The organism is Nocardia asteroides, assembly GCF_021183625.1.
Taxonomy (GTDB): Bacteria; Actinomycetota; Actinomycetes; order Mycobacteriales; family Mycobacteriaceae; genus Nocardia; species Nocardia asteroides_A.
Genome location: NZ_CP089214.1, coordinates 5,522,806 through 5,546,404 on the forward strand (window position 1 = coordinate 5,522,806; position 23,599 = coordinate 5,546,404).

Annotated in this window: 25 protein-coding genes; 13 read left to right on the plus strand and 12 right to left on the minus strand. The window is 71.7% G+C overall.

All coding sequences use genetic code 11. The features are described from left to right. Positions 1–47: 47 nt before the first annotated feature. Positions 48–1,004: a helix-turn-helix transcriptional regulator gene (locus tag LTT61_RS25480; protein WP_233016558.1), complete on the plus strand. Its 957-nt coding sequence runs from the start codon at positions 48–50 to the stop codon at positions 1,002–1,004. Here LTT61_RS25480 and LTT61_RS25485 read toward each other — a convergent pair. Beyond that, entirely contained in the window at positions 977–1,654 is a 678-nt protein-coding gene (locus LTT61_RS25485) for an SGNH/GDSL hydrolase family protein (protein WP_233016559.1), read from the minus strand. The genes LTT61_RS25480 and LTT61_RS25485 overlap by 28 nt on opposite strands. Before the next feature lie 101 nt (positions 1,655–1,755). Between LTT61_RS25485 and LTT61_RS25490 the strand changes: the two genes are divergently transcribed. After that, positions 1,756–2,364, plus strand: a complete 609-nt coding sequence (locus LTT61_RS25490) for a TetR/AcrR family transcriptional regulator (RefSeq protein WP_233016560.1) — start codon at positions 1,756–1,758, stop codon at positions 2,362–2,364. A gap of 67 nt (positions 2,365–2,431) precedes the next feature. Here the strand turns inward: LTT61_RS25490 and LTT61_RS25495 are convergent, their stop codons facing one another. The 6 genes from LTT61_RS25495 to LTT61_RS33000 form a co-directional block, all read right to left on the minus strand. Further along, entirely contained in the window at positions 2,432–3,181 is a 750-nt protein-coding gene (locus LTT61_RS25495; RefSeq protein ID WP_233016561.1) for a sirohydrochlorin chelatase, read from the minus strand. A 1-nt stretch (position 3,182) separates the two neighbouring features. Continuing rightward, positions 3,183–4,505 carry a sulfate adenylyltransferase subunit 1 gene (locus LTT61_RS25500; protein ID WP_233016562.1) on the minus strand — a complete coding sequence of 441 codons (1,323 nt, stop codon included), beginning with the start codon at positions 4,503–4,505 and terminating at the stop codon, positions 3,183–3,185. Beyond that, positions 4,505–5,455 carry a sulfate adenylyltransferase subunit CysD gene (gene cysD, locus LTT61_RS25505; protein ID WP_420094695.1) on the minus strand — a complete coding sequence of 317 codons (951 nt, stop codon included), beginning with the start codon at positions 5,453–5,455 and terminating at the stop codon, positions 4,505–4,507. The genes LTT61_RS25500 and cysD overlap by 1 nt, the downstream gene beginning before the upstream one ends. After that, the gene (locus tag LTT61_RS25510; protein ID WP_233016564.1) at positions 5,434–6,150 is read right to left on the minus strand and encodes a phosphoadenylyl-sulfate reductase; all 717 of its coding nucleotides are present in this window, start codon (positions 6,148–6,150) and stop codon (positions 5,434–5,436) included. The genes cysD and LTT61_RS25510 overlap by 22 nt, the downstream gene beginning before the upstream one ends. A gap of 34 nt (positions 6,151–6,184) precedes the next feature. Beyond that, entirely contained in the window at positions 6,185–8,008 is a 1,824-nt protein-coding gene (locus LTT61_RS25515; protein ID WP_233016565.1) for a nitrite/sulfite reductase, read from the minus strand. A gap of 141 nt (positions 8,009–8,149) precedes the next feature. Beyond that, positions 8,150–8,242, minus strand: coding sequence for an Ms4527A family Cys-rich leader peptide (locus LTT61_RS33000; protein ID WP_378616759.1), 93 nt, complete (start codon positions 8,240–8,242; stop codon positions 8,150–8,152). A gap of 157 nt (positions 8,243–8,399) precedes the next feature. Between LTT61_RS33000 and hemW the strand changes: the two genes are divergently transcribed. Then, positions 8,400–9,599 (plus strand): radical SAM family heme chaperone HemW, encoded by a 1,200-nt coding sequence (hemW, locus tag LTT61_RS25520; protein WP_420094696.1) that lies wholly within the window; start codon positions 8,400–8,402, stop codon positions 9,597–9,599. Positions 9,600–9,726: 127 nt separating this feature from the next. Here hemW and LTT61_RS25525 read toward each other — a convergent pair whose 3' ends face one another. From LTT61_RS25525 to LTT61_RS25540, 4 genes are read right to left on the minus strand one after another with little or no spacing between them, the layout of a single operon-like run. After that, positions 9,727–10,491: an ESX secretion-associated protein EspG gene (locus LTT61_RS25525; RefSeq protein ID WP_233016567.1), complete on the minus strand. Its 765-nt coding sequence runs from the start codon at positions 10,489–10,491 to the stop codon at positions 9,727–9,729. Between the two features lie 13 nt (positions 10,492–10,504). Then, complete coding sequence (locus tag LTT61_RS25530) at positions 10,505–11,743, minus strand: hypothetical protein (RefSeq protein ID WP_233016568.1); 1,239 nt, start codon at positions 11,741–11,743, stop codon at positions 10,505–10,507. Then, the gene (locus tag LTT61_RS25535; RefSeq protein ID WP_233016569.1) at positions 11,740–12,213 is read right to left on the minus strand and encodes a hypothetical protein; all 474 of its coding nucleotides are present in this window, start codon (positions 12,211–12,213) and stop codon (positions 11,740–11,742) included. Before LTT61_RS25535 ends, LTT61_RS25530 begins: the two co-directional genes overlap by 4 nt. A gap of 23 nt (positions 12,214–12,236) precedes the next feature. Beyond that, positions 12,237–12,776 (minus strand): DUF3558 domain-containing protein, encoded by a 540-nt coding sequence (locus LTT61_RS25540; protein ID WP_233016570.1) that lies wholly within the window; start codon positions 12,774–12,776, stop codon positions 12,237–12,239. A 184-nt stretch (positions 12,777–12,960) separates the two neighbouring features. On the opposite strand from LTT61_RS25540, the gene hrcA reads away from it, so the two are divergent. From hrcA to LTT61_RS25555, 3 genes are all read left to right on the plus strand, one after another. After that, complete coding sequence (gene hrcA, locus LTT61_RS25545; protein WP_233016571.1) at positions 12,961–13,992, plus strand: heat-inducible transcriptional repressor HrcA; 1,032 nt, start codon at positions 12,961–12,963, stop codon at positions 13,990–13,992. A 164-nt stretch (positions 13,993–14,156) separates the two neighbouring features. Beyond that, a complete protein-coding gene (gene dnaJ, locus LTT61_RS25550) occupies positions 14,157–15,308 on the plus strand; it encodes a molecular chaperone DnaJ (protein ID WP_233016572.1) in 1,152 nt (383 codons plus the stop codon). Between the two features lie 2 nt (positions 15,309–15,310). Then, entirely contained in the window at positions 15,311–16,051 is a 741-nt protein-coding gene (locus tag LTT61_RS25555; protein ID WP_233016573.1) for a 16S rRNA (uracil(1498)-N(3))-methyltransferase, read from the plus strand. Positions 16,052–16,295: 244 nt separating this feature from the next. Here LTT61_RS25555 and LTT61_RS25560 read toward each other — a convergent pair whose 3' ends face one another. Next, positions 16,296–17,504: an MFS transporter gene (locus LTT61_RS25560; protein WP_233016574.1), complete on the minus strand. Its 1,209-nt coding sequence runs from the start codon at positions 17,502–17,504 to the stop codon at positions 16,296–16,298. Between the two features lie 89 nt (positions 17,505–17,593). Here LTT61_RS25560 and LTT61_RS25565 point away from each other — a divergent pair, with 89 nt between their 5' ends. The 7 genes from LTT61_RS25565 (at position 17,594) to LTT61_RS25595 (ending at position 23,590) form a co-directional block, all read left to right on the plus strand. Continuing rightward, complete coding sequence (locus LTT61_RS25565) at positions 17,594–18,529, plus strand: LysR family transcriptional regulator (RefSeq protein ID WP_233016575.1); 936 nt, start codon at positions 17,594–17,596, stop codon at positions 18,527–18,529. A gap of 176 nt (positions 18,530–18,705) precedes the next feature. Beyond that, complete coding sequence (locus LTT61_RS25570) at positions 18,706–19,731, plus strand: PhoH family protein (protein WP_233016576.1); 1,026 nt, start codon at positions 18,706–18,708, stop codon at positions 19,729–19,731. 22 nt (positions 19,732–19,753) lie between these two features. Further along, a complete protein-coding gene (ybeY, locus tag LTT61_RS25575; RefSeq protein ID WP_233016577.1) occupies positions 19,754–20,308 on the plus strand; it encodes an rRNA maturation RNase YbeY in 555 nt (184 codons plus the stop codon). Then, on the plus strand, positions 20,305–21,735 hold the full coding sequence (locus LTT61_RS25580; RefSeq protein ID WP_233016578.1) for a hemolysin family protein: 1,431 nt from the start codon (positions 20,305–20,307) through the stop codon (positions 21,733–21,735). Before ybeY ends, LTT61_RS25580 begins: the two co-directional genes overlap by 4 nt. Then, complete coding sequence (locus LTT61_RS25585; RefSeq protein WP_233016579.1) at positions 21,732–22,088, plus strand: cytidine deaminase; 357 nt, start codon at positions 21,732–21,734, stop codon at positions 22,086–22,088. The genes LTT61_RS25580 and LTT61_RS25585 overlap by 4 nt, the downstream gene beginning before the upstream one ends. Continuing rightward, the gene (gene era, locus LTT61_RS25590; protein ID WP_233016580.1) at positions 22,081–22,980 is read left to right on the plus strand and encodes a GTPase Era; all 900 of its coding nucleotides are present in this window, start codon (positions 22,081–22,083) and stop codon (positions 22,978–22,980) included. The genes LTT61_RS25585 and era overlap by 8 nt, the downstream gene beginning before the upstream one ends. 145 nt (positions 22,981–23,125) lie before the next feature. Next, a complete protein-coding gene (locus LTT61_RS25595; RefSeq protein ID WP_233016581.1) occupies positions 23,126–23,590 on the plus strand; it encodes a hypothetical protein in 465 nt (154 codons plus the stop codon). The last annotated feature ends 9 nt before the right edge of the window (positions 23,591–23,599 follow it).

Sequence of the window (23,599 nt, forward strand, 5' to 3'; positions counted from 1 at the left end):
GGTGAAGTGCTCATCCTCTGCGCACTTTTCCGGGCAGGATGGGAACTATGCGAGCGGACAGATTGGTGGCCGTGCTGCTGCTCATGCAGACGCGCGGCCGGGTGACGGCGGCCGAGATCGCCGCCGAACTGGAGATCTCGGTGGCCACCGCCCGGCGCGACCTGGAGGCGCTCGGCCGCGCCGGGGTGCCGGTGTACCCGCAACCAGGGCGCAACGGCGGCTGGCAGCTGGTCGGCGGCGCCCGCACCGACCTGACGGGTCTCACCGCCGGAGAGGCGAGGGCGCTGTTCCTGCTGGCGGGCCCCGCCGCGGGCGGGGTCCCGGAGGGCCGCTCGGCGCTACGGAAGCTGGTCCGCGCCCTGCCCAAGACCTTCCGCGGCGACGCCGAGGCCGCCGCCGACTCGGTCGTGCTCGACCCAGCGGGCTGGGGCGCGCACGCCGCCGCCGCCCCGCCGCTCGTCGCCGCGGTCCAGGACGCGGTGATCCGCCGCGACCGGCTCCGCCTCGGCTACCTGCGCAGGGGCGAGCAGACCAGCCGCGTGGTCGACCCGTGGAGCCTGGTCGACAAGGACGGCATCTGGTACCTGATCGCGGGCACCGACCGCGGCCGCCGCACCTTCCGGCTGGACCGGGTGACTTCCGCCGAGCCCACCGGCGAGACCTTCGATCGCCCCGCCGATTTCGACCCGGCGGCGGCCTGGCGCGAGACGGTCGGCGCCATGGAGCTCCGCCGGGCCGCCGAGGGCGCCACCGTGCTCGTCGCCGCGCACCTGGTCCCGGTGCTGGAGCACCAGCAGGGCAGGCACTGCGCGGTCATCGGCCCGGACGGCGACGGCCGCGTGCGGGTGCGGGTCACCGCGCCGACCCCGCGGATGATCGCCCAGCAGCTGGCGGGCTGGGGCACCGAACTCGAGGTCGTCGAGCCGGAATCGGTGCGCGCCGAGCTCGCCCGGATCGGCGCCGAGCTGGTGGCCCGCTACCGCCGGACGGCCTCCAGCTCCTGAGCCAGCCGCTGCACCACCGCCGAGGCCAGCGCGGCCTGCCCACCCATGGAGAAGTGGATGAGGTCGGCGCTCATCAGGTCCGGGCGCAGCCGGATCGGGTGCGGCCACAGCTCCAGCAGCACCGCGTCGTAGCGCGCCGCCACCGCGCGGATCACGTCGTTCAGCGCCGCCATCCGCTCGCGCATGCCGCGCATCGCCCGCATCTGCTCGCGGTCCCAGACATCGGTCAGGGTGAAGGTCGAGATTCGCGTTCCGCGCACCGCGAAGGCCGCGAAGAGCGCGTCCAGGTTGGCGTGCGTGGCCGTGAGATCCGGCTCCGGCACGAAGAGGTCGTTCCCGCCGCACACGATGTGCACCAGGTCGGGCTCGAAGGCCAGTGCGCGGCCGAGCTGTTCGGTGAGCACCTCCGCGCTGGTCGCGCCCTTGCGTCCGGTGTTCAGGTAGGCCAGCTCCGGCCGCACGCGGCGCAGCGCGTCCGCCACCCGATCGGCCCAGCCCGCGTCCCGGTACCCGGGCGTGGAGTCGCCGATGCCCTGCGCGATGGAGTCCCCGACCACCGCGAAGCGGCGCCAGGGTGCGTCCGCGAGCAGCGCGGCCGCGGTCTGCACGGCGAGCAGGGCGGGGTCGTCGGCTTCGGTGAAGGTCTGCATGGGGCTCCGTCCCGAGATCAGAAAACAACACGAACGATCGTGCGCAAAATGACAGTACGATCGTTCGTGCTTTCGGGCAAGGGGTGGCGCACAATGGGTCCGTGAACTACGACCCGCCCGTCGAACCGGCGCCGCCCGCCGCCGACGGCAGGCGGGCCAAGGGCGACCGCGCCCGAGCCGCCATCGCGCACCGCGCGGCCGACATCGCCTCGGTGGAGGGGCTCACCGGGCTCAGCCTGGCCCGGGTCGCGGACGAGCTCGGGCTCAGCAAGAGCGGCGTCGCCACCCTGTTCGGCACCAAGGAGGCGCTGCAGCGGGCCGCCGTCGCCGCCGCCCGCGCGGTGTTCGTGGAGCACGTGGTCCGGCCCGCGCTGGTACACCCGCGCGGCGCAACGCGGCTGCGCGCCCTGGTCGACGCCTGGTTCGCCTTCATCACCGAGCCGGTGCTGCGCGGCGGTTGCTTCCGGGTAGCCACCCTGGCCGAGTTCGACAGCAGGCCGGGCCCGGTGCGCGATGCCGTCGCCGCCGACCACCACGACTGGCTCAGCTTCCTCGCCCGCCAGATCGGCCACGTCCACCCCGACGCCGAACCCGAGCTGCTCGCCTTCCAGGCGGATGCCCTGGTCGCCGCCGCCAACACCGCCAACCAGCTCGGCGACGCCGCGCGCGTCGCCGCCGCCCGCACCCTGGTGGACCGGCTCATCGGCTGAGCCGGACCGAGTCTGCCGAGCGGCGGGGCCGCTTCGCGACGGCGGCGCTGAACCTGCCCGGTGTACTTCAGGCGGAGCGGAGATGCCGCTCGACGACGGCGGTGTCGTAGCGGCTCCAGATCAGCTCGGTGAGCGCGGGGTGCGCGCCGAGCGCGGCGGCGTGCGCGAGATCCGCTGCCGCGGCGGCGATCCGATCGGTGAGCAACCCGGGAGCCAGGAAGTACGGGGCGACGACGAGGTGCCGCGCGCCACGGGCGAGCAGCCGTGCCCGTGCCACCTCGACGCCGGGTTCGGTGGTGGCGAAGCAGATCTCGGTGCGCCAACCGGTGCGTGCGGCGAGCTCGTCCGCGACCTGTCCGGTACGGGCATTGGCCGCTGCCGACGAGGCGCCGACGGCGGCGACGATCACGCCGGGATCGCTCGCCGCCCGCAGCTCCCGGACACGGTCCGCGAGCGCATCGACCAGCCGGGTATCCGGCCCGAGCACCTCGGCCTGGTCGACCCGGAGCAGCGGGTGCCGCTGCCGCGCGGCGGCGAGCAGCCCCGGCAGGTCGACCCTGGCGTGGAAAGCACTGCCGAGCAGCAGCGGAACCACCACGGCGTGCCGATGCCCCGCCCCCGCGACGGCGTCGAGCACCCGCTCCACCGACGGCGCGTCGAGGTCGAGGAACGCGGTCCGAACCGGATGCCCCGGCCGCGCGGCGGCCACCGCGTCCATGACCGCGCCCACCGTCGCCGCCGAGCGCGGATCCCTGCTCCCGTGCCCGACCCCGATCAGCACCGGCGCCGACCGGTTCGAGCCGGGCCGAACCCGCACCTCAGACCCCGGCGCCGACCTCGACCGCGGTGAGCACGTCGCCGACCAGCCCGGCCGCGAGCGTGTTCCCGTTGGCCGGGTCGATGAGCAGGAAGCTGCCGGTGTGCCGGTTCGCCCGGTAGTCGTCGGCCGGGATCGGCTCGGCGACCCGGATCGAGATCCGGCCGATGTCGTTGAGCGCCAGCGTCTCCGGTGACGGGTCGGCGGCCAGCCGCTGCTCGTCGAAGCGCTCGACCAGCGCGCCGACGATGGCCTGCGTGGTCTTGGTGCCGTGCTTGAGCAGCAGCCGGGCACCGGGCCGCAGCGGCTTGTCGCCGAGCCAGCAGACCGTCGCCTCGAAGTCGTCGATCGGCTCCGGCGCGTCCGCGACCGCGGCGATGATGTCGCCACGCGAGACGTCGACGTCGTCGCTGAGGATCAGCGTGACGCTGCGGCCGGTCTGCGCCACCGCCAGTTCGCCCGCGGGCGTGTCGATCCGCTCCACCGTGGTGCGCACCCCGGAGGGGAGCACGACGATCTCGTCGCCCGGCGCCACCGAACCGGCGGCGATCTGCCCCGCGTAGCCGCGGTAGTCCGGGTACTCGGCGGTGCGCGGCCGGATCACGTACTGCACCGGGAAGCGCAGCCCGAGCGAGTGCGGGCCTGCGCTGTCCGCGTCCACCGGCACCGACTCCAGGTGCTCGATCAGCGAGGGGCCGTCGTAGTACGGGGTATTCGCCGAGCGGGTGGCGATATTGTCGCCGCGCAGCGCGGAGACCGGGATCTCGAGCACGTCCGCCGACGCCCAGCCCAGCGCGCCGGTGAGTTCGTTGAACTCGGCGGAGATCCGCTCGAACACCGCGGCGGCGTCGTCCACCAGGTCGATCTTGTTCACCGCGAGCACCAGCTTGGGCACGCCGAGCAGCGCGAGCACCGCCGCGTGCCGACGGGTCTGCTCGATGACGCCCTTGCGCGCGTCGACCAGCAGGATCACCAGCTGCGCGGTGGAGGCCCCGGAGACCGTGTTGCGGGTGTACTGCACGTGCCCCGGCGTGTCGGCGAGCACGAACGAGCGCTTCGGCGTGGCGAAGTAGCGGTACGCCACGTCGATCGTGATGCCCTGCTCGCGCTCCGCGCGCAACCCGTCGACCAGCAGCGACAGATCCGGCGTCGCCAGCCCGCGATCCACCGAGGCGCGGGTGACGGCGTCGATCTGATCGGCCAGCACCGACTTGGTGTCGTAGAGCAGCCGCCCGACCAGCGTGGACTTGCCGTCGTCGACCGAGCCTGCGGTCGCCAGCCGGAGCAGCTGAGCCGGCGGCTCGCTCGGCACCGTGTCGGCCATCAGAAGTAACCCTCTCGCTTGCGGTCTTCCATCGCGGCCTCGGAGACCCGGTCGTCGCCGCGGGTGGCGCCGCGCTCGGTCAGCCGGGAGGCGGCGACCTCGGCCAGGATGGCCTCGTTGGTCGCGGCCGCGGAGAGCACCGCGCCGGTGGAGGAGCCGTCACCGACCGTGCGGTACCGCACCGACCTGGTCTCCAGCACCTCGCCGTCGCGCGGGCCGCCCCAGACACCGGGCGTCATCCACATGCCGTCGCGCTGGAACACCGGCCGCTCGTGCGTGTAGTAGATGCTCGCGAGATCGACATCCTCGCGCGCGATGTATCGCCAGATGTCGAGCTCGGTCCAGTTGCTCAGCGGGAACACCCGCACATGCTCACCGGGCGCGTGCCTGCCGTTGTACAGATTCCACAGCTCGGGGCGCTGCCGCTTCGGGTCCCACTGGCCGAAGGCGTTGCGCAGCGAGAAGATCCGCTCCTTGGCGCGCGAGCGCTCCTCGTCCCTTCGGCCGCCGCCGAAGACCGCGTCGAAGCGGTTCGCGGTGATGGCGTCGAGCAGCGGGACCGTCTGCAGCGGGTTGCGGATGCCGTCCGGGCGCTCGGCGAGCCTGCCGTCGGCGAGGTACTCCTCGACGCTCGCCACGTGCAGCCGCAGCCCGTGCCGCTCGACGATCCGATCCCGGAATTCCAGCACCTCGGGCAGGTTGTGCCCGGTGTCGACGTGCAGCAACGTGAACGGCAGCGGCGCGGGCCAGAAGGCCTTGAGCGCCAGGTGCAGCAGCACGGTCGAGTCCTTGCCGCCGGAGAAGAGGATCACCGGCCGCTCGAACTCGCCCGCGACCTCGCGGAAGATGTGGATCGCCTCCGACTCCAGCGCGTCGAGGGTGTCGAAATCGCTGAGCCCGAGGGAACGCTCGGTGCGAATGGTGTCGGTCATGAGGCGTGCAACCCGCATTCGGTCTTGGCGGAGCCGGCCCAGCGGCCGCTTCGCGGATCGGAACCCGGCTCCGGCTTCCGCGTGCACGGAGCGCAGCCGATGGACGGATATCCCTCCTCGACCAGGGGATTCACCAGAATTCCATGGGTCTCGATGTAGGCCTGCATCTCGTCGTCGGACCAGGCCGCGATCGGGTTGATCTTCACCAGCCCGAAGCCCTCGTCGTAGGAGACCAGCGGGGCGTTGGCCCGGGTCGGCGCCTCCACCCGGCGGATGCCGGTGGCCCAGGCGTTGTAGCCGCTCAGCGAGCGCTGCAGCGGCACCACCTTGCGCAGCCGGCAGCACTCGGCGGCGTCCCTGGCGAACAGGTCGCGCCCGAGCAGCGCGTCCTGCTCGGCGACGCTCTGCTCCGGGCGCACGTTCACCACGTTCACCCCGTACACGGCCTCGACCGCGTCCCTGGTGCCGATGGTCTCGGCGAAGTGGTAGCCGGTGTCGAGGAAGAGCACGTCCACCCCGGGCCGCACCTGCGCGGCCAGCTGCACCAGCACGCCGTCCTGCATGTTCGAGGCGACGATGTAGCCGGTGCCGAAGGTCTCGTCGGTCCAGCGCAGCAGATCGAGCGCCGAGGCGCCGTCGAGCTCGGCGGCGCCGCGCTCGGCGATCGCCCGCAGCTCCTTCTCGGTGAGTTTCCCGGTCAGTCCCGTTGTCATCGCTGATCTCCCCTCAGCAGTGCCGCCCGCCCCGTCATCGGAGGTCGGCTTCGTCGGCGCGGACGGCCCACTGTGCGAACCGTTCGCCTTCGGTGCGGTTCTTCACGAAGCTGCGCACCACCCGGTCGACGTAGTCACCGAGCTCACCGGTGGTCACCTTGTGCTGGCGCAGCTTGCGGCCGAACGCGCTGTCCAGCCCGAGGCTGCCGCCGAGGTGCACCTGGAAGCCCTCGACCTGGTTGCCCTCGCCGTCGTCCACCAGCTGGCCCTTGAAGCCGATGTCGGCGATCTGGGAGCGGGCGCACGAGTTCGGGCAGCCGTTGATGTTGATCGTGATCGGCACGTCGAGCCCGGCGTTCAGGTCGGCGAGCCGCTGCTCCAGCTCCGGTACCAGCGCCTGCGAGCGCTTGCGGGTCTCGGCGAAGGAGAGCTTGCAGAACTCGATCCCGCTGCACGCCATCAGGTTCCGCCGCCAGTTCGACGGCCGCGCCTGCAGCCCGAGCGGCTCGAGCTCCGCGATCAGCGCCTCGACCTGGTCGTCCGGCACATCGAGCACGATGAGCTTCTGGTACGGCGTGAACCGGATCCGGTCCGAGCCGGCCTTCTCGGCGGCCGCGGCGACCTTGGTCAGGATGGTGCCGGAGACCCGGCCCGCGATGGGGGAGAAGCCGACGGCATTGTGGCCGTTGCGCAGCTTCTGCACGCCGACGTGGTCGATCGGCCTGGTCGGCTGCACCGGGGCCGGGCCGTCGATGAGCTTGCGCTTCAGGTACTCGTCCTCGAGCACCTGGCGGAACTTCTCGATGCCCCAGTCCTTGATCAGGAACTTCAGCCTGGCCTTGGTGCGCAGCCGCCGGTAGCCGTAGTCCCGGAAGATCGAGACCACGCCCTCCCAGACGTCGGGCACCTCGGCCAGCGGCACCCACACGCCGACCCGCTGCGCCAGCATCGGGTTGGTGGAGAGCCCGCCGCCGACCCAGAGGTCGAGGCCGGGGCCGTGCTCGGGGTGGTTCACCCCGATGAAGGCGACGTCGTTGATCTCGTGCACCACGTCCTGCTGGCCGGAGATCGCGGTCTTGAACTTGCGCGGCAGGTTGGAGTATTCCTTCTTGCCGATGTAGCGGCGCACGATCTCGTCGATCGCGGGCGTCGGGTCGATGACCTCGTCCAGCGACTCACCGGCCAGCGGCGAGCCGAGCACGACGCGCGGGCAGTCGCCGCAGGCCTCGGTGGTCTTCAGCCCGACGCCCTCGATCCGCTTCCAGATCTCCGGGACGTTCTCCACCTCGATCCAGTGGTACTGAACGTTCTCCCGGTCCGAGAGGTCGGCGGTGTCCCGGCCGAACTCGGTGGAGATCTCGCCGAGGGTGCGCAGCTGCGCGACGTTCAGCGCGCCGCCGTCGCAGCGGATGCGCATCATGAAGTACTTGGCTTCGAGGATGTCGATGTTCTCGTCGCCGGTCCAGGTGCCGTCGTAGCCCTGCTCGCGCTGGGTGTAGAGGCCCCACCAGCGGAACCGGCCGCGCAGGTCGCCCTTGTCGATGCCGTCGAAGCCGGTCTTGCTGTAGATGTTCTCGATCCGCGCCCGCACATTCAGCGGGTTGTCGTCCTTCTTGGCCTGCTCGTTCGGGTTGAGCGGCTCGCGGTAGCCGAGCGCCCACTGGCCCTCGGCCCTGCGGCGGGCCGGCTTGCCGGTGCGGGCGCGCGGCGCGGCGTCGGCGGCGGCCGCCGGGCGGGGGCGGTCCGGGCGGACCCGGCGCTCGGAGGCCGGGCGCTCCGGCCGCTGCCGGGCGGGCGCCGTCGCCTCGGTCGCGGCGGCGGAGTTCTCGCCGGGGCCGGCGTCGGTGCTCGACGTCATGAATCGCTCCTGCTGGAATCTGATTGGTGAGCGCGCGAGAACTGTCACTCGCGCAGGGCGGCGCTCCGCGTCGATCGGACGGAAACCGAAAGAATGAATTCGACGTTCACCGGGGCTGTCGGGAGGCGCGCCGCAGGGGGGCTAGGGTTGACACTCCAGCAGACAGCACGCACTGCAGACGCGCTTGAAGTCGACGTGGCGCCGGGCCACCAATCGAACTCCAGATCCGCACATGCGTCCTATTGTGCCACGTCAGAGCGGTCGTTCCGACGGGCGGGGGATATTTCCCGGAAAAAGGCGGAGAATCCCCAGGATCGACCCGCGCAACTGTGACGCCAGTCATAGCCCGACACGCGGGTCGAGCCCGCTCCGGCGCGCTTGCCAGACTGGAGTGGTGAGCACTCCGGTCCGCAGCCCCGATGTAGGCCCCCTCCTCGGCGACTTCGGGGGCGGGCCGTTCGGCATCTACGTACATGTTCCGTTCTGCGCGACCCGCTGCGGATACTGCGACTTCAACACCTATACCGCGGGCGAGCTCGGCACCGCCGCCTCGCCCGCCTCGTGGCTGGCGGCCCTGCGCGGCGAGCTCGCCGCCGCGGCGACGGCCTTCGACGCCCTGCCGTCGGCGACCCCCGAGGTGGCGACGGTCTTCGTCGGCGGCGGCACCCCGTCGCTGCTCGGCGGCGACGGCCTGGCCGAGGTGCTGGCCGCCGTCCGGCAGAACTTCACCCTGGCCCCCGGCGCCGAGGTGACCACCGAGTCGAACCCGGAGTCCACCGGCCCCGTCTTCTTCGAGCGGCTGCGCGCCGCCGGCTTCACCCGGATCTCGCTCGGCATGCAGTCGGCGGCAGCGCACGTGCTCGCCGTGCTGGACCGCACGCACACCCCCGGCCGCGCCGTCGCCGCCGCGCTCGAGGCGCGCGCCGCCGGCTTCGACCACGTCAACCTGGACCTGATCTACGGCACGCCGGGCGAGACCGACGCCGACCTGGACGCCAGCCTGGACGCGGTGCTCGCCGCCGAGGTCGACCACGTCTCCGCGTACTCGCTGATCGTCGAGGACGGCACCGCCCTCGCCCGCCGGGTGCGCCGCGGCGAACTGCCCGCCCCCGACGAGGACGTGCTCGCCGCCCGCTACGAGCGCATCGACGCCAGGCTGCGCGGCGCCGGGCTGGAGTGGTACGAGGTCTCCAACTGGGCCCGCGGCGACGCCGCCCGCTGCAGGCACAACCTCGGCTACTGGGACGGCGGCGACTGGCTCGGCGCCGGGCCGGGCGCGCACAGCCACCTCGGCGGGGTGCGCTGGTGGAACGTCAAGCACCCCGCGCGCTACGCCGACCGGGTCGCCGCGGGTGGGCTGCCCGCCGCCGGGTGGGAGGCGCTGAGCGCCTCGGAGCGGCACACCGAGCGGGTGATGCTGGCCGTGCGGCTCCGGACCGGTTTACCGCTCGCCGATCTCGACGCGCACGGGCGGGCCGCGTTGCCCGGGGTGGTGGCGGGTGGGCTGGCCGAGGTGCGCGGGGAGCGGTTGGTGCTCACCGACCGCGGGCGGCTGCTCGCGGACGGGGTCGTGCGCGACCTGCTGGTCTGACCTCGTTCCGGTTCGCCGATTTCCGACCACTTCGGCTCCTGCCGTGGCGGCTGTGCCGAGCGGAAAGAGGGCCGCGGCGGCGCACCTGCCCGCGATCAGCCATGACTCGGACTTGTCGACGGTGCGGTCAGTGCTCTTCGCGGAGCCGCTGGTCGGCCCGGTCGATCCACGCGGTGAAGCCGGCGATCAGGTCGGCGGTGGTGGTGGCCCGCACGCTCACGTGTGCTCCGCGCCGCTCGGTGTAGCGCCCGTCGCCGGTGATGTCGTACCACTGCAGGGCGGCCAGCGGCGGGTCGAGCCGGTTGATCGGGCCGACCAGCAGCACCGCGCTGCCACCCCCGTCGGCGGGCCGTCCGACCAGCCGCCGGTAGCGGTCACGCGGCGTGTTGCGCCCGTTGTCCTCCAGGTAGCTGTCCGTGGTCTGGCGCAGGTCGTCGGGGTGAAAGGTCTCGGGACCCGCACTGCCCGCCGGGCATCCCGGAATCGCCGCCACCAACCTCGCGGGCAGATCCTCGGCCCGGCTCATCCGCAGCCGAATCGGCCCGTGCTCGGAATCGGTCCCGTACTGCACCGCGGTCACCGACCGAAAAGCCGTGCGCGCCCCGATGATCCGATACTGCCGAACGTCATCCGGCCCGGTGCTCTGCCGATGCCTGCTGCTGCCACCCAGGATCTCGATCCGGAGCACCGCGTCCGCCAGCGTGCCGAGCGCCGCATCGATCTCGTCCCGCTCGTCCGCCCCGTACCGGGCGAACACCGCCGACCGGTGCGCGGCGAACTCGTCGCGCAACCGGAACCGGCTGGTGTACCGCAGCGGACTCGGGAACCGGTCGCGGGCGTCGTCGTACCAGAGGGCCGCGAAATCATCCGTGGCCCAGCTCCACTCGGTCATGTGTCCGAGCGGTTCACCGCGGGGGTTCCGTCCGGTCGCCGCCGATCACCCCACCCGCCACCATGCGCGGAATCTCGCCGAGCAGCTCGTCGGTGTTCTCCTGGTTGACCAGGTAGTCCGGCCGCTGGTGCTCGGAATCGCCCGCACCCCGTCCACGCCCCGCACCGCCGCCGAACATGCCGGGGTAGCCGGTGGCCGATCGCGTGCCCTGCGCCTGCGTGGCTGCCGCCGCTGCGGCGGCCGGAGCCGCAGTGCTCCCCGGGCCGCCAGGGATGCTGCGCCCCGGCCCCGGCTGGTTGGTGGTACTCGGCGATCCCGGTGAACTCGTCGGTGTACCGCTCGGCGTGTACCCCGGCGTGCTGCTCGGTGTCGTGCTCGTCGACACTGTGCTCGTCGGAACCGTGCTCGCGGGAACCGTGCGGCTCGGATCGTTCGTCGTTCGCGGAGCCGAATCATTCGATGTCGCCTGCTGATTCGTGCTGCTCGGCACCGTGCCCGCAGGCGTGGTCTCGGTCCCGTCCGGCTGCTCGGTGCTCTCCAGCTGCTCCTCGGTGCTCTCCGGCACGCCCTCGCCGTTCTCCTCGGACTTCTCCGCATCCTCGGCGCTCGGCGTACCCGTACCCGGCACCCCGCTGCCCACCGGCCCGGTGGCACCGGGCAAGTCCCCGGTGCCACCGGCCGGGACGTACCTGCCCGGCGGCGGCGCCGCGATATCCGGCGAGACCGTAGGGCTGATCGGCGTCGGCAGCACCGGAATCTGCCCGTCCACCTGCCCGAACGGCTCCACATACCGCTGCCGCATCTCGGTGCGCGCCACCTGCGCCGCCTCCGACTGCTCCCGCTGCAGATCCCATCGGTGCGGCGGCCACGCCCACGACGTCCAGCTCACCTCCACCGGCTCCGGAATCGCGTTCTTCGTGTCCACGATCGCCGTCGCCGCGTCCCGCACCCGGGTATACATCTCCGCGAGCGCCGGACTCAACTGCTGCGCATCCGCCGCGTACCGCGCGATCGACGCCTTCGCCTCCTCGGCCGCCGGCCCGGACCAGGACTGCGAGATGGAGTTCTGAATAGAACGCGCGAAGGTAGCCAGCCCCTGCTCCCACAGCTGGTGCACCTCCCAGTACTTCTGCGCCTGCTCCACCGCCTCCGTCGTATCCAGCGGATCGAACGCGTTCTTGATATCGGGGTGCTCCCAGCTGTCCGTCTGCTCGCCGCCGCCAGGGATGCTGGTCTGCTCGTAAGCGGTCATCGGGCACTCCCATCGGGGAGAAGGTAGGGACCGAAGGGCACACCTGCCTGCGGTCGATCGGGAAGCGTCTGGTTCAGCCGGTCGAATTCGGCTGCGAACGCGGAGTCGGTGTCGCTCATCCGTTGCCGAGCTATACGATGCACTTCCTGGATGTCTTCGACGATTCGCAGGTGCTGCTCCATCACAGCGTGCACGCTGTTGTCATTCGCCGATCCTTTGGCCTTTGCCCGGAAGCGCTTGACCACGGCGCCCGCCGACACCATCTCGGGGTTCCGGTCGCCGATACGCCAGTCCTCGACATCGGCAACCGAAACCATGATGTTCATGATGTTCTGGATGACGAGCTTGAACTCCTCGCAATCGCGGTCGATATAGACGAAGTCTTCGGGGCTCATCGCCAGTGCGGCCGAGCCACCGCCTACGTCGTCGAGGACCGTTTGCAGCGGTCTCGGTGTCTGCGGTTCGTTCACGATGTCCTCCCCAGTCTTCCTGCTCAGCTGTCAGCCGGAAGCACGCCGACCACCTTTTCGGTGAGAGTGGTTGCCAAAGCGCAGGAATCGAGGCTTCCGGTCTTCTTCCGCGAACTCGGATTCGTCAGCAGTATCTCGAGGCTGCCGCCGGCAATCTGCACGTTGACGTTGCATTGTTCCGACGGCCGCTCGACATCTTTCCGGGTGGATATAGCGGCGCGTCCCGCCGCCGTGAAATCGCGAGCATCAGGGAGCTTCTTGGCTCGGACCATGTCGACCGTCACATTGGTCGTTGCGATGGTTGCCGAGTAGCCGTCTACCTGGGACCACACACATCCACGCCACTGCAACCCATCGGCGCCGTTGTTGTCATTCTTGGTCTTGGCCCGCAATCCCTCGGAGTCCAGCACGTTCTGCGGGATATCCGCGCAGGGATCGAAGGCGGTCGGTGCGCCTGCGAGAGTTGTGGTGGTTGCCGGGGGTGACCCCGAATCACCCGACGAATCACATCCCGCGACAGCGAAAACGGTGAGAGCGGCGAGCGCCGCGGTGCCGAATCTCACGAGTCCCCCTCGAAGCCGACGTCCCCCTGGTCTGGCCAGTGACGCTACCGGCGCACCCGGACCCGGGCAAGGCGCCTGTGGACAACTCCCGTCAACCCGGGCGATCCATCCACAGCCCCGGTCCGGAACGGGGGATATCGGGGGTCGGGCACCTAGACTGAAGGGGCAAGCGAGGAGGTAGGCCGTGTCGAGTACCGAGGATCGTCGTTTCGAAGTTCTGCGGGCGATCGTTGCCGACTACGTCGCGACCAAGGAGCCGATCGGGTCGAAGACGCTGGTCGAGCGGCACAACCTGGGCGTATCCAGTGCCACGGTGCGCAATGACATGGCGGTGCTGGAGGCGGAGGGGTACATCGCGCAGCCGCACACCAGCTCGGGGCGAATTCCGACGGACAAGGGGTATCGGCAGTTCGTGGATCGGATCGCCGAGGTGAAGCCGCTCTCGTCGGCGGAGCGGCGGGCGATTCTGGAGTTCCTGGAGTCCGGGGTCGATCTGGACGACGTGCTGCGGCGCGGGGTGCGGCTGCTCGCGCAGCTGACCAGGCAGGTCGCGGTGGTGCAGTACCCGACGGTGTCGGCGTCGACGGTGCGGCACATCGAGGTGGTCGCGCTGAATCCGGCGCGGTTGCTGCTGGTGCTGATCACCGACACCGGGCGGGTCGATCAGCGGATCGTCGAGCTCGGTGCGCTGGTTGACGACGAGGACCTGGCGGCGCTGCGCGCGCTGCTCGGTGGCGCGATGGACGGCAAGCGCCTGGCCACCGCATCGGCGGCGGTCGCGGCGCTGCCGGAGAATGCGCCGGGGAAGCTGCGGGATGTGCTGATCCGGGTGTCGACGGTGCTGGTGGAGACGCTGGTGGAGCACCCGGAGGAGCGGCTGGTGCTCGGCGGCACGGCGAACCTGACCCGCAATGCCGGCGACTTCGGGCTGCCGGGTTCGCTGCGCACGGTGCTGGAGGCGCTGGAGGAACAGGTGGTGGTGCTCAAGCTGCTCGCGGCCGCGCAGCAGCCTGGCACGATCACGGTCCGGATCGGCGAGGAGACGCAGGTCGAGGAGATGCGCGGGACGTCGGTCGTGACCACGGGGTACGGTTCGGCAGGGGCGGTTCTCGGTGGCATGGGGGTGCTGGGCCCGACGCGCATGGATTACCCGGGCACGATCGCCTCGGTGGCGGCGGTAGCCCGGTATATCGGCGAAGTGCTGGGCGGACGCTGAGGTCCGTTCGGGCCTTCGGGGGACTCCGTTGCCGGGCCGCGCGCCCGAGCGGATAAAGTTGAGTGCATCCGACTAAGGCCGGTGTCGGGGCCGGCCCGGCGGCGATGTGTGCCGCGCGGACCGGCCGGTACCGGGAAACGGCGACCAAGGACTAGAGAAGCGAAGTGGCACGGGACTACTACGGACTGCTCGGCGTCGCGAAGAACGCGACCGATCAGGAGATCAAGCGCGCCTACCGCAAGCTGGCGCGGGAGCTCCACCCGGACGTCAACCCCGAGGAGACGGCGCAAGCGAAGTTCCGGGAAGTGTCGACCGCCTACGAGGTGCTGACCGACCCGGAGAAGCGTCGCATCGTCGACCTGGGCGGTGATCCGCTGGAGAACGGCGGCGGAGCGGGCGGCTTCTCCGGCGCCGGCTTCGGCGGCCTGGGTGACGTCTTCGAGGCCTTCTTCGGCGGGATGAACTCCGGCGGGGGGCAGCGCAAGCCGCGCGGCCGGGTGCAGCCCGGCGCCGACTCGCTGCTGCGCACCCGGCTGAGCCTGGCGGAGTGTGCGGTCGGCGTGACCAAGCACCTGACGGTCGACACCGCGATCCTCTGCGACCTCTGCCACGGCAAAGGCACCAACGGCGACTCCAAGCCGGTGCGCTGCGAGACCTGTGGCGGCGCGGGCGAGGTGCAGTCGGTGCAGCGGTCGTTCCTCGGCCAGGTGCTCACCTCGCGGCCCTGCCCCACCTGCCGCGGTGCGGGCGAGACCATTCCGGACCCGTGCAACAAGTGCGGTGGCGACGGCCGGATCCGTGCCCGGCGGGAGATCGCCGCGCCGATCCCGGCTGGGGTGGCGAACGGGATGCGGGTGCGGCTGGCCGCGCAGGGCGAGGTCGGTCCCGGCGGCGGGCACGCGGGCGATCTGTACGTCGAGGTGGTCGAGCAGCCGCACGACGTGTTCGTCCGCGATGGCGACGACCTGCACTGCACCATCCGGGTGCCGATGGTGGACGCCGCGCTCGGCACCACCGTGGTGATCGACACCATCCTGGACGGGCCGACCGAGCTGACCATCCCGCCGGGCACGCAGCCCGGCGAGATCTCGGTGCTGCGCGGGCACGGCATGCCGAAGCTGCGGTCGGGGGCGCGCGGGGATCTGCTCGCGCACCTGGAGATCGTGGTGCCGTCGAAGCTGGACAGTAAGCAGAACGACCTGCTGCGCAAGTACAAGGGGCTGCGCGAACGCGACCGGGCCGAGGTGGTCTCGGCGCAGTCCGAGCACAACAGCGGGCTCTTCGCCCGGCTGCGGGCGTCGTTCAGCGGTCGCTGAGCGTGGCCGCGACGGTCTTCTACCTGGACGACATTCCGCAGCCCGGTGGGGTCGCGGTGCTGGACGGGCCGGAGGGCAGGCATGCCGCCACCGTGCGGCGCATCCGGGTGGGGGAGCCGATCACGCTCTCCGACGGGCGCGGGGTGGTCGCGGAGTCCGAGGTGGTCGCGGCGCAGAAGGATCGGCTGGAGCTCGCGGTGCTGGATCGGCGGGTCGCCGTGCCCGCCGCGCCGCCGGTGACGGTGGTGCAGGCGCTGCCCAAGTCGGATCGGTCCGAGCTCGCGGTCGAGCTCATGACCGAGGCGGGGGCCGATGTGATCGTGCCCTGGCAGGCGGCGCGCTGTATCGCCAACTGGGAGGGTAAGGCCGCGAAGGGCGTCGAGAAGTGGCGGGCGGCGGCGCGGGCCGCGGCGCGGCAGTCGCGGCGGGTCTACATTCCCGAGGTCACCGAGGTCCGGCGGACGCGGGAGGTGGCGGAGCTGGTGCGCGTGACCGTCGCGGACGGGGGAGTGGTGGCGGCGCTGCACGAGTCCGGGGCGGGGCGGTTCGGCGCGCTGCCGTTCGGAACGGCGTCGCGGGTGGTGCTGATCGTCGGCCCCGAGGGTGGGCTGGACGATGCCGAGATCGCGACTTTCACCGAGGCAGGGGCGACCGCCGCGCTACTCGGCCCGACCGTGCTGCGCACCTCGACCGCGGCCGCTGTCGCCCTCGGCGCGCTCGGTGCCCTCACTTCGCGCTGGTGAGAAAACCGTGCCGCGCTTCGTGACCGCACGCGAGTGCCGTTAACCACACTCGGGGTCTTCCACCTCGCTCCGCCAGCGCCGCGACAGGGCGGTGCCGCGACAGGGCGGTGCCGCGACAGGGCAGCGCCGCGACGGGGCAGCGCGACGACAGGCGGCGCGACGACAGGGCGGCGCGACGACAGGGCGGCGCGACGACAGGGCGGTGCGGCAGCCTCGTTCAGCCCCGCGGGTGCGTGATTCCCGCCTACCGCCCCGCCCCGACCAATTCGACCTCCACCCCTGGCACAACCCGCTCTCCCCGAACCACGACAACCACCGCACCCCCGGCCAGCACCAGCAGTACCCCGACCCCGGCGACCAACCCGGCCCACCCGAACCTCGCGAATACCAGCCCGGACAACCCGCCGAGCACCGCACTCCCCAGGTAGTAGCAGAACAGGTACAGCGACGAGGCCGCCGCGCGATTCCCGCCCACCGCCACGACCCCAACCCAGGCGCTCGCGACGGCGTGCGCGCCGAAGAAACCGGCCGTGAAAAGCAGGATCCCGGCCAGGAGCAGCGGCAGCCGATCGGGCAGCGACAGCGCGGCCCCGACCGCGGTGAGCACGACCGACCCCGCCAGCACCGGCCCGCGCCCGAAACGATCGGCGAGCCACCCGGCGGTCGTCGAAGCGACGGTCCCCGCCAGGTACAGCACGAACACCAGCCCGGCCACGCTCGCGGGCAGCCCGAACGGCTCGGCGAGCAGCCGGAACCCCAGGTAGTTGTAGACCGACACGAACCCACCCATCAGCACGAAGGCCAGCGCGAACAGCGCGAGCAGCTGCGGCCGGCGGCACTGGGCCGGGAGCGCACCCCACCCCCCGGAGGTCGACGGCCGGAACCCGCGCGAAGCGGGCAGCACCCGCACGAACCACACCGTGCACAGCGCCCCGACCACCGCGATCACCGCCTGCGCCCAGCGCCACGAGGTGTGGTCGAGTGCGAAGGCCGGGATCAGCCTGCCGGTCAGCCCACCCAGCGTCGTACCGGAGACGTAGACACCCATGGCGGCGCCCAACCGGCCCGCGTCGACCTCCTCCGCCAGGTAGGCCATGGCCACCGCGGGCACCCCGGCCAGCGTGATGCCCTGCACCGCGCGGGCGGCCAGCAGCACGTCCAGCGTCGGCGCCAGCGGGAGCAGCAGCCCGATACCCGCGGAGACCGCGGCCGACCAGACCATCACCCTGGTCCGCCCGAACCGCCCGGAGAGCGCGCTCACCGGGATGATCGCCAGCGCCAGGAAACCGGTGGTGAGCGAGACCGCGAGCGCCGCCCGCGCGGGCGCCACGCCGAACGCCGCCGCGAGGCTCGGCAGCAGCGCCTGCGCGCTGTACATCGAGGCGAAGGTGGTCAGCCCCGCCGCGAAGAGCGCGGTGACGATCCGCCGCTCCCGCCCGCTCGATCCACTCATATCGTCAGCCTGCGCCCGGCGTGATCGGCCAAGGAAATGCATAATCAACCGTAAGTTGATACGAAATCCGCATTAGCAGAGGTGGCGGCATGCTCGGTGACGACCTGACGTGGTTCATCACACTCGCCGAACTCGAGCACGTCGGCGCCACCGCCGACCGGCTGCACGTCGCGCAACCCACGCTCTCCCGGATGCTGGCCCGGTTGGAGCGCAGGCTCGGCGTGCGGCTCTTCGACCGCACGGGCAAGCGGCTCCGGCTGAACGAGTTCGGCCGGGCCTACTACGAGCACGCCCGCCGCGCCCGCATCGAGCTGGACGCGGGCGCCAGGGCCGTCGCCGACCTCGCCGACCCGGCCGAGGGCACCGTGCGGCTCGCCTTCCTGCACTCCTTCGGCAGTTGGCTGGTACCCCAGCTGGTCGGCGATTTCCGCAGGCAGGCCGGGCGGGTGGCGGTCTCGCTGCACCAGGACGCGGCGGGCACCATCACCCGCATGGTGCTCGACGGCGACGCCGACCTCGCCGTGGTCTCGCCGCGCCCGGCCGAACCGGGGCTCGGCTGGTCCGGGCTGCTGCGCCAGCCGCTGGTGCTCGCGGTCCCCGCCGGGCACCGGCTGGCCGGGAAGCGCCAGGCGAAGCTCGCCGAGCTGGCCGGCGAGGAGGTCATCGCCATGCGCCACGGCTACGGCATGCGCAGGCTGCTGGACGAACTCGCCGCGGCGGCCGGGCTGCACCCGCGCATCGCGTTCGAATCGAGCGATCTGGTGACGGTCACCGGGCTGGTGGCGGCCGGGCTCGGTGTGGCGCTGGTGCCGCTGGAGGACCCGCCGCCGGGCGCCACCCCGAGCCCGGCGGTAGCCAAGGTCCCGCTCGCCGATCCGGGCGCCGTCCGCGAGGTCGGGCTGGTGTGGGCAGCGGACCGGCCGATGCCGGAGGCGGCGCGCCGGTTCCGCGCCGTGATCGAGGGCTGGGCGGCCCGTCGTTCGCCGGGGGCATATTCCCTGTCAGCTGTCGGTACCGGGCGGTAAACTGCGAGTCGGGAAGGGGCCGGTATCCGCGAGCGGCAGCCCCCGCCCGACCCCGGTTCCCCCGAGATCGAAAGAGGCTGCGGCGACTTTTGCGAACACCAGACGAATTCGGCAACACTTCCGGAGCCCGGGCCTACCCCGGCGCATCCGGCAACGACGACAATGCCGCTCCGGCCATGAAGAGCGTGCGCTCCAGCCTCGAACTGGCCCCCGAATCGGTGTTCCCGCTGCTCGGATCGGCGGATGAGAATCTGCGCGAGCTGGAGCGCCTGCTCGAGGCGGACATCCACGTGAGGGGCAGCTCGGTGACGCTCACCGGCCGCCCGGCCGAGGTGGCGCTGGCCGAGCGGATCATCGGCGAGCTGGTCTCGCTCACCGGCAAGAACAAGGGCATCACGCCGGACACCGTGCGGCACACGGTCTCCATGCTCACCGAGGGCAGCGAGGAGTCCCCGGCCGAGGTGCTCAGCCTGGACATCCTGTCCCGGCGCGGCAAGACCATCCGGCCCAAGACGCTGAACCAGAAGCGCTACGTCGACGCCATCGACAACAACACCGTGGTCTTCGGCATCGGCCCGGCCGGTACCGGCAAGACCTACCTGGCGATGGCCAAGGCGGTGCAGGCGCTGCAGACCAAGCAGGTCAGCCGGATCATCCTCACCCGGCCCGCGGTGGAGGCGGGCGAGCGGCTCGGCTTCCTGCCGGGCACGCTGAACGAGAAGATCGATCCATACCTGCGGCCGCTCTACGACGCGCTGCACGACATGATGGATCCCGAGGCGATCCCCAAGCTCATGGCGGCGGGCGTGATCGAGGTCGCGCCGCTCGCCTACATGCGCGGGCGCACGCTGAACGACTCCTTCATCGTGCTGGACGAGGCGCAGAACACCACGGCCGAGCAGATGAAGATGTTCCTGACCAGGCTCGGCTTCGGCTCGAAGATCGTGGTGACGGGTGACGTCACCCAGGTCGACCTGCCCGGCGGGGCGCGGTCCGGGCTGCGCGCGGCCAGCGAGATCCTCACCGATATCGACGACATCCACTTCGCCCAGCTCACCAGCAGCGATGTGGTGCGGCACCGGCTGGTGTCGGAGATCGTCGACGCCTACGACCGCTTCGAGTCGGAGGTGCGTCCGCCGGTGCCGCACTACCCGGGCAACCGGGCGGAGCGCCGAGCCGCCAGCCGGGGGGACCGGCGCTGATCCGATTGCCTACCCTGTGCAGGTGAGCATCGAGATCGCCAACGAGTCGGGGTTCGACGTCCCCGAAGAGGATCTGGTGGGCGTCGCGCGCTTCGCCATCGCGCGCATGGACGTCCACCCGGCCGCCGAGTTGTCGATGGTGCTCGTGGATCTGGACACCATGGCGGATCTGCACGTGCGCTGGATGGACCTGCCCGGCCCCACCGACGTGATGTCCTTCCCGATGGACGAGCTGGAGCCGGGCGGGCGCCCGGACAGCCCGGAGCCCGGCCCGTCCATGCTCGGCGACATCGTGCTCTGCCCGGAGTTCGCCGCCGGGCAGGCCAGCAAGGCCGGGCACTCGCTGCAGCACGAGCTGGCGCTGCTCACCGTGCACGGCGTGCTGCACCTGCTCGGCTACGACCACGCCGAGCCGGACGAGGAGAAGGAGATGTTCGCTCTGCAGGCCCGGCTGCTCGAGGAGTGGTACGAGAGCCTGCGCGAGGCGCGGTACCGCGCCGAGCTGGCCGAACGGGACACCAGGCTGCTCGGCAAGACCGGCTTCACCACACCGGGCGAGACACCGGGGCAGGCGTGAGCTCCGCGACGCTGATCGTGCTCGCGGTGCTGCTCGTGCCCGCGGGGGGGCTCTTCGCCGGGCTGGACGCCGCGCTCAACACCGTCTCCAGGGCGCGGCTGGACGACATGGTGCGCGCCGAGCGCGCCGGGGCCGCCCGGCTGCTCCGGATCATGGACGACCGCCCGCGCTACGTGAACCTCATGGTGCTGCTCCGGGTGCTCTGCGAGATCACCGCGACGGTGCTGCTCGCGGCCGCGCTGCTCGACGTCTGGGCGGACGGCTGGGCGCTGCTCGGCACCGCGGTCGTCATGGTGCTGGTCGACTATGTGGTGATCGGCGTCGGCCCGCGCACCCTCGGCCGCCAGCACGCCTACTCCATCGCGCTGGCCGCGGCGCTGCCGCTGCAGCTGATCGGCGTGCTGCTCGGCCCGGTGAGCAGGCTGCTCATCCTGATCGGCAACGCGATCACCCCGGGCCGTGGCTTCCGGAACGGCCCCTTCGCCTCCGAGATCGAGCTGCGCGAGGTCGTCGAGATGGCCGGTGAGCGCGGCGTCGTCGCCGACGAGGAGCGCCGGATGATCCAGTCGGTCTTCGAACTGGGCGACACCGCGGCCCGCGCGGTCATGGTGCCGCGCACCGAGATGATCTGGATCGAGGCGGACAAGACCGCCGCCCAGGCCATGTCGCTGGCGGTGCGCAGCGGGCACTCCCGGATGCCGGTGATCGGCGAGAACGTGGACGACATCCTCGGCGTCGTCTACCTCAAGGACCTGGTGCCCTACGCTGATCGCAGCCGCAAGGTGCGGGTCGGCGAGGTGATGCGCCCCGCCGTCTTCATGCCGGACTCCAAGCCGCTGGACAGCCTGCTCGACGAGATGCAGCGCAGGCGCAACCACATGGCGCTGCTGGTGGACGAGTACGGCGGCATCGCCGGGCTGGTCACCATCGAGGACGTGCTCGAGGAGATCGTCGGCGAGATCGCCGACGAGTACGACATCGGCGAGACGCCGCCGATCGAGGATCTCGGCGACGGCCGCTATCGGGTCTCGGCGCGGCTGCCGGTGCAGGATCTGGCCGAGCTGTTCGGGGTGCAGATCGCCGACGAGGAGGTCGACACGGTCGGCGGGCTGCTCGCGCACGAGCTGGGCCGGGTGCCGCTGCCCGGCTCGAAGGTGACCGCGCACGGGCTGGTGCTGCGCGGCGAGGGGGGCCCGGACGCCCGCGGCCGGATGCGGGTGCAGACCGTGGTGGTGCGCCGGGACAAGGCCGCCGGCGACGACGAGCGCGGCGAGACCCCGCGCGAGGGCGAGCGCGGGCGCAAGGATCGGGGCGCCGACAAGGGTGGCCGCCGGAAGGACCGCGGCGAGGCCGCGACGGCGGAGGCAGCGCAGAACGGATCGAGCCGCACGACGACGGCCGACCGCGACCAGGAGGGATCCGAATGACCGAGCTCGACGCCGAGGACACCAAACTGCTCACGCTCGCGCGCGGGGCGATGGGCCGGACCGGGGGCACGGCAGGCGCCGCCGTCAGGGACACCGACGGCCGCACCTACGCCGCGGGCGAGGTGGGGCTGCAGGAGCTGCGGCTGACCGCGCTGCAGGCCGCCATCGCGGCCGCGATCTCCAGCGGCGCCGAAGGCTTCGAGGCCGCCGTCGTGGTCGGCGGCCAGTTCAAGGATGCCGGGGTGGCCGCGGTCCGCGAGGTATCGGCGAGCGCGCGGATCGTCTTCGCCGACCGCTCCGGCTCGGTCTTCGACATCATCGACGACGCCGCGGCCGAGGTGTCCGGTGGCTGAATTCCGCTCCGGCTTCGTCTGTTTCATCGGCCGCCCGAACACCGGCAAGTCGACGCTGACGAACGCGCTCGTCGGGCAGAAGATCGCCATCACCTCGTCCCGCCCGCAGACCACGCGGCACACCATCCGCGGCATCGTGCACCGCGAGCACGCGCAGCTCATCCTGGTCGACACCCCCGGGCTGCACCGGCCGCGCACGCTGCTCGGCGCGCGCCTCAACGATCTCGTGCGCGACACCTACTCCGAGGTCGACGTGATCGCCCTGTGCATCCCGGCGGACGAGAAGATCGGGCCGGGCGACCGCTGGATCGTGCAGCAGATCCGGCAGATGGCGCCGAAGACCACGGTCATCGGCGTGGTCACCAAGATCGACAAGGTGAGCCGGGACGAGGTGGCCGAGCAGCTGCTCGCCGTCTCGAAGCTGCTCGGCCCCGACTCCGAGCTGGTGCCGGTCTCCGCGGTGCGCGGCGAGCAGGTAGAGGTGCTGGTCGAGGTGATCGCCGCGCTGATGCCGGAGGGCCCCGCCTTCTACCCGGACGGCGCGCTCACCGACGAGCCGGAGGAGACCCTGATGGCCGAGCTCATCCGGGAGGCCGCGCTGGAGGGCGTCCGGGAGGAGCTGCCGCACTCGCTGGCCGTGGTCATCGAGGAGGTCGTGCCACGCGAGGACCGGGACGACCTGCTCGACGTGCACGCCCTGCTCTACGTCGAGCGGCCGAGTCAGAAGGCGATCATCATCGGCAAGGGGGGTTCCCGGCTCAAGCAGGTCGGGACCAACGCCCGCAAGCAGATCGAACACATCCTCGGCACCCGGATCTACCTGGACCTGCACGTCAAGGTCGCCAAGGACTGGCAGCGCGATCCGAAGCAGCTGCGCCGCCTCGGATTCTGACCGGGAGGCCGTTTTCCGCCCCGCCGCCGCCCCCGCACCGCCCGATCCGTTCCGCTCCCCGCCCGTATAGGGCACAATGGTGCTCTGCGAGATCCCGATCAGGTTGTGGCGCAGCACTATTCGCGACCGAGGTTTGGGGGCGAAGATGACCGATCTGTACACCGGGCACCCGGCGTTCGACCGGCTTGCCGGAGAGCTGCCCGAGCTGGCCGCGGTCGCCGAGCGGCACCGCGAGCTGCTCCGGGACGCGGTGGACGCCTACCGCCTCCGGATCGGGCAGTGGGTGCGCTACCTGGATCCGGAGGATCGCGCGCTGCGGCTGGCCCAGGCCGAGCGGCAGCTCGCCGAGCTGCACATCGACCCGGTGCGCCACGCCGACCTCGATCTGGACGCCTATCGCGCGGTGCGCGACGGCGTGCCGATGCGGTACGCGAGCGAGCACGGCGCCTTCGTCCGGCCGCGCAATGCCGGGCCGCCGGTGCTGGTCCGCCCCGGCTCGCCCGAGCACCGGCTCGGCGTCGTCGCCCGGCTGGCGGCGCTCGGGCAGACGCTGGAGCAGATCCAGGTGGTCGCGGTCACCGCGACGATGGGTGTGCCGCCGGTTCGCTGAGCTGTCCCC

Bases quoted from the DNA above. Each gene is read 5' to 3' on its own strand.
- LTT61_RS25565 (WP_233016575.1), top strand. From the start codon at position 17,594: ATGCTCGGTGACGACCTGACGTGGTTCATCACACTCGCCGAACTCGAG.
- cysD (WP_420094695.1), bottom strand. From the start codon at position 5,455: ATGCGGGTTGCACGCCTCATGACCGACACCATTCGCACCGAGCGTTCC.
- LTT61_RS25525 (WP_233016567.1), bottom strand. From the start codon at position 10,491: ATGACCGAGTGGAGCTGGGCCACGGATGATTTCGCGGCCCTCTGGTAC.
- LTT61_RS25500 (WP_233016562.1), bottom strand. From the start codon at position 4,505: ATGGCCGACACGGTGCCGAGCGAGCCGCCGGCTCAGCTGCTCCGGCTG.
- LTT61_RS25485 (WP_233016559.1), bottom strand. From the start codon at position 1,654: ATGCAGACCTTCACCGAAGCCGACGACCCCGCCCTGCTCGCCGTGCAG.
- LTT61_RS25530 (WP_233016568.1), bottom strand. From the start codon at position 11,743: ATGACCGCTTACGAGCAGACCAGCATCCCTGGCGGCGGCGAGCAGACG.
- LTT61_RS25595 (WP_233016581.1), top strand. From the start codon at position 23,126: ATGACCGATCTGTACACCGGGCACCCGGCGTTCGACCGGCTTGCCGGA.
- LTT61_RS25515 (WP_233016565.1), bottom strand. From the start codon at position 8,008: ATGACGTCGAGCACCGACGCCGGCCCCGGCGAGAACTCCGCCGCCGCG.
- LTT61_RS25510 (WP_233016564.1), bottom strand. From the start codon at position 6,150: ATGACAACGGGACTGACCGGGAAACTCACCGAGAAGGAGCTGCGGGCG.
- LTT61_RS25480 (WP_233016558.1), top strand. From the start codon at position 48: ATGCGAGCGGACAGATTGGTGGCCGTGCTGCTGCTCATGCAGACGCGC.
- LTT61_RS25585 (WP_233016579.1), top strand. From the start codon at position 21,732: ATGACCGAGCTCGACGCCGAGGACACCAAACTGCTCACGCTCGCGCGC.
- LTT61_RS33000 (WP_378616759.1), bottom strand. From the start codon at position 8,242: ATGTGCGGATCTGGAGTTCGATTGGTGGCCCGGCGCCACGTCGACTTC.
- LTT61_RS25560 (WP_233016574.1), bottom strand. From the start codon at position 17,504: ATGAGTGGATCGAGCGGGCGGGAGCGGCGGATCGTCACCGCGCTCTTC.
- LTT61_RS25570 (WP_233016576.1), top strand. From the start codon at position 18,706: ATGAAGAGCGTGCGCTCCAGCCTCGAACTGGCCCCCGAATCGGTGTTC.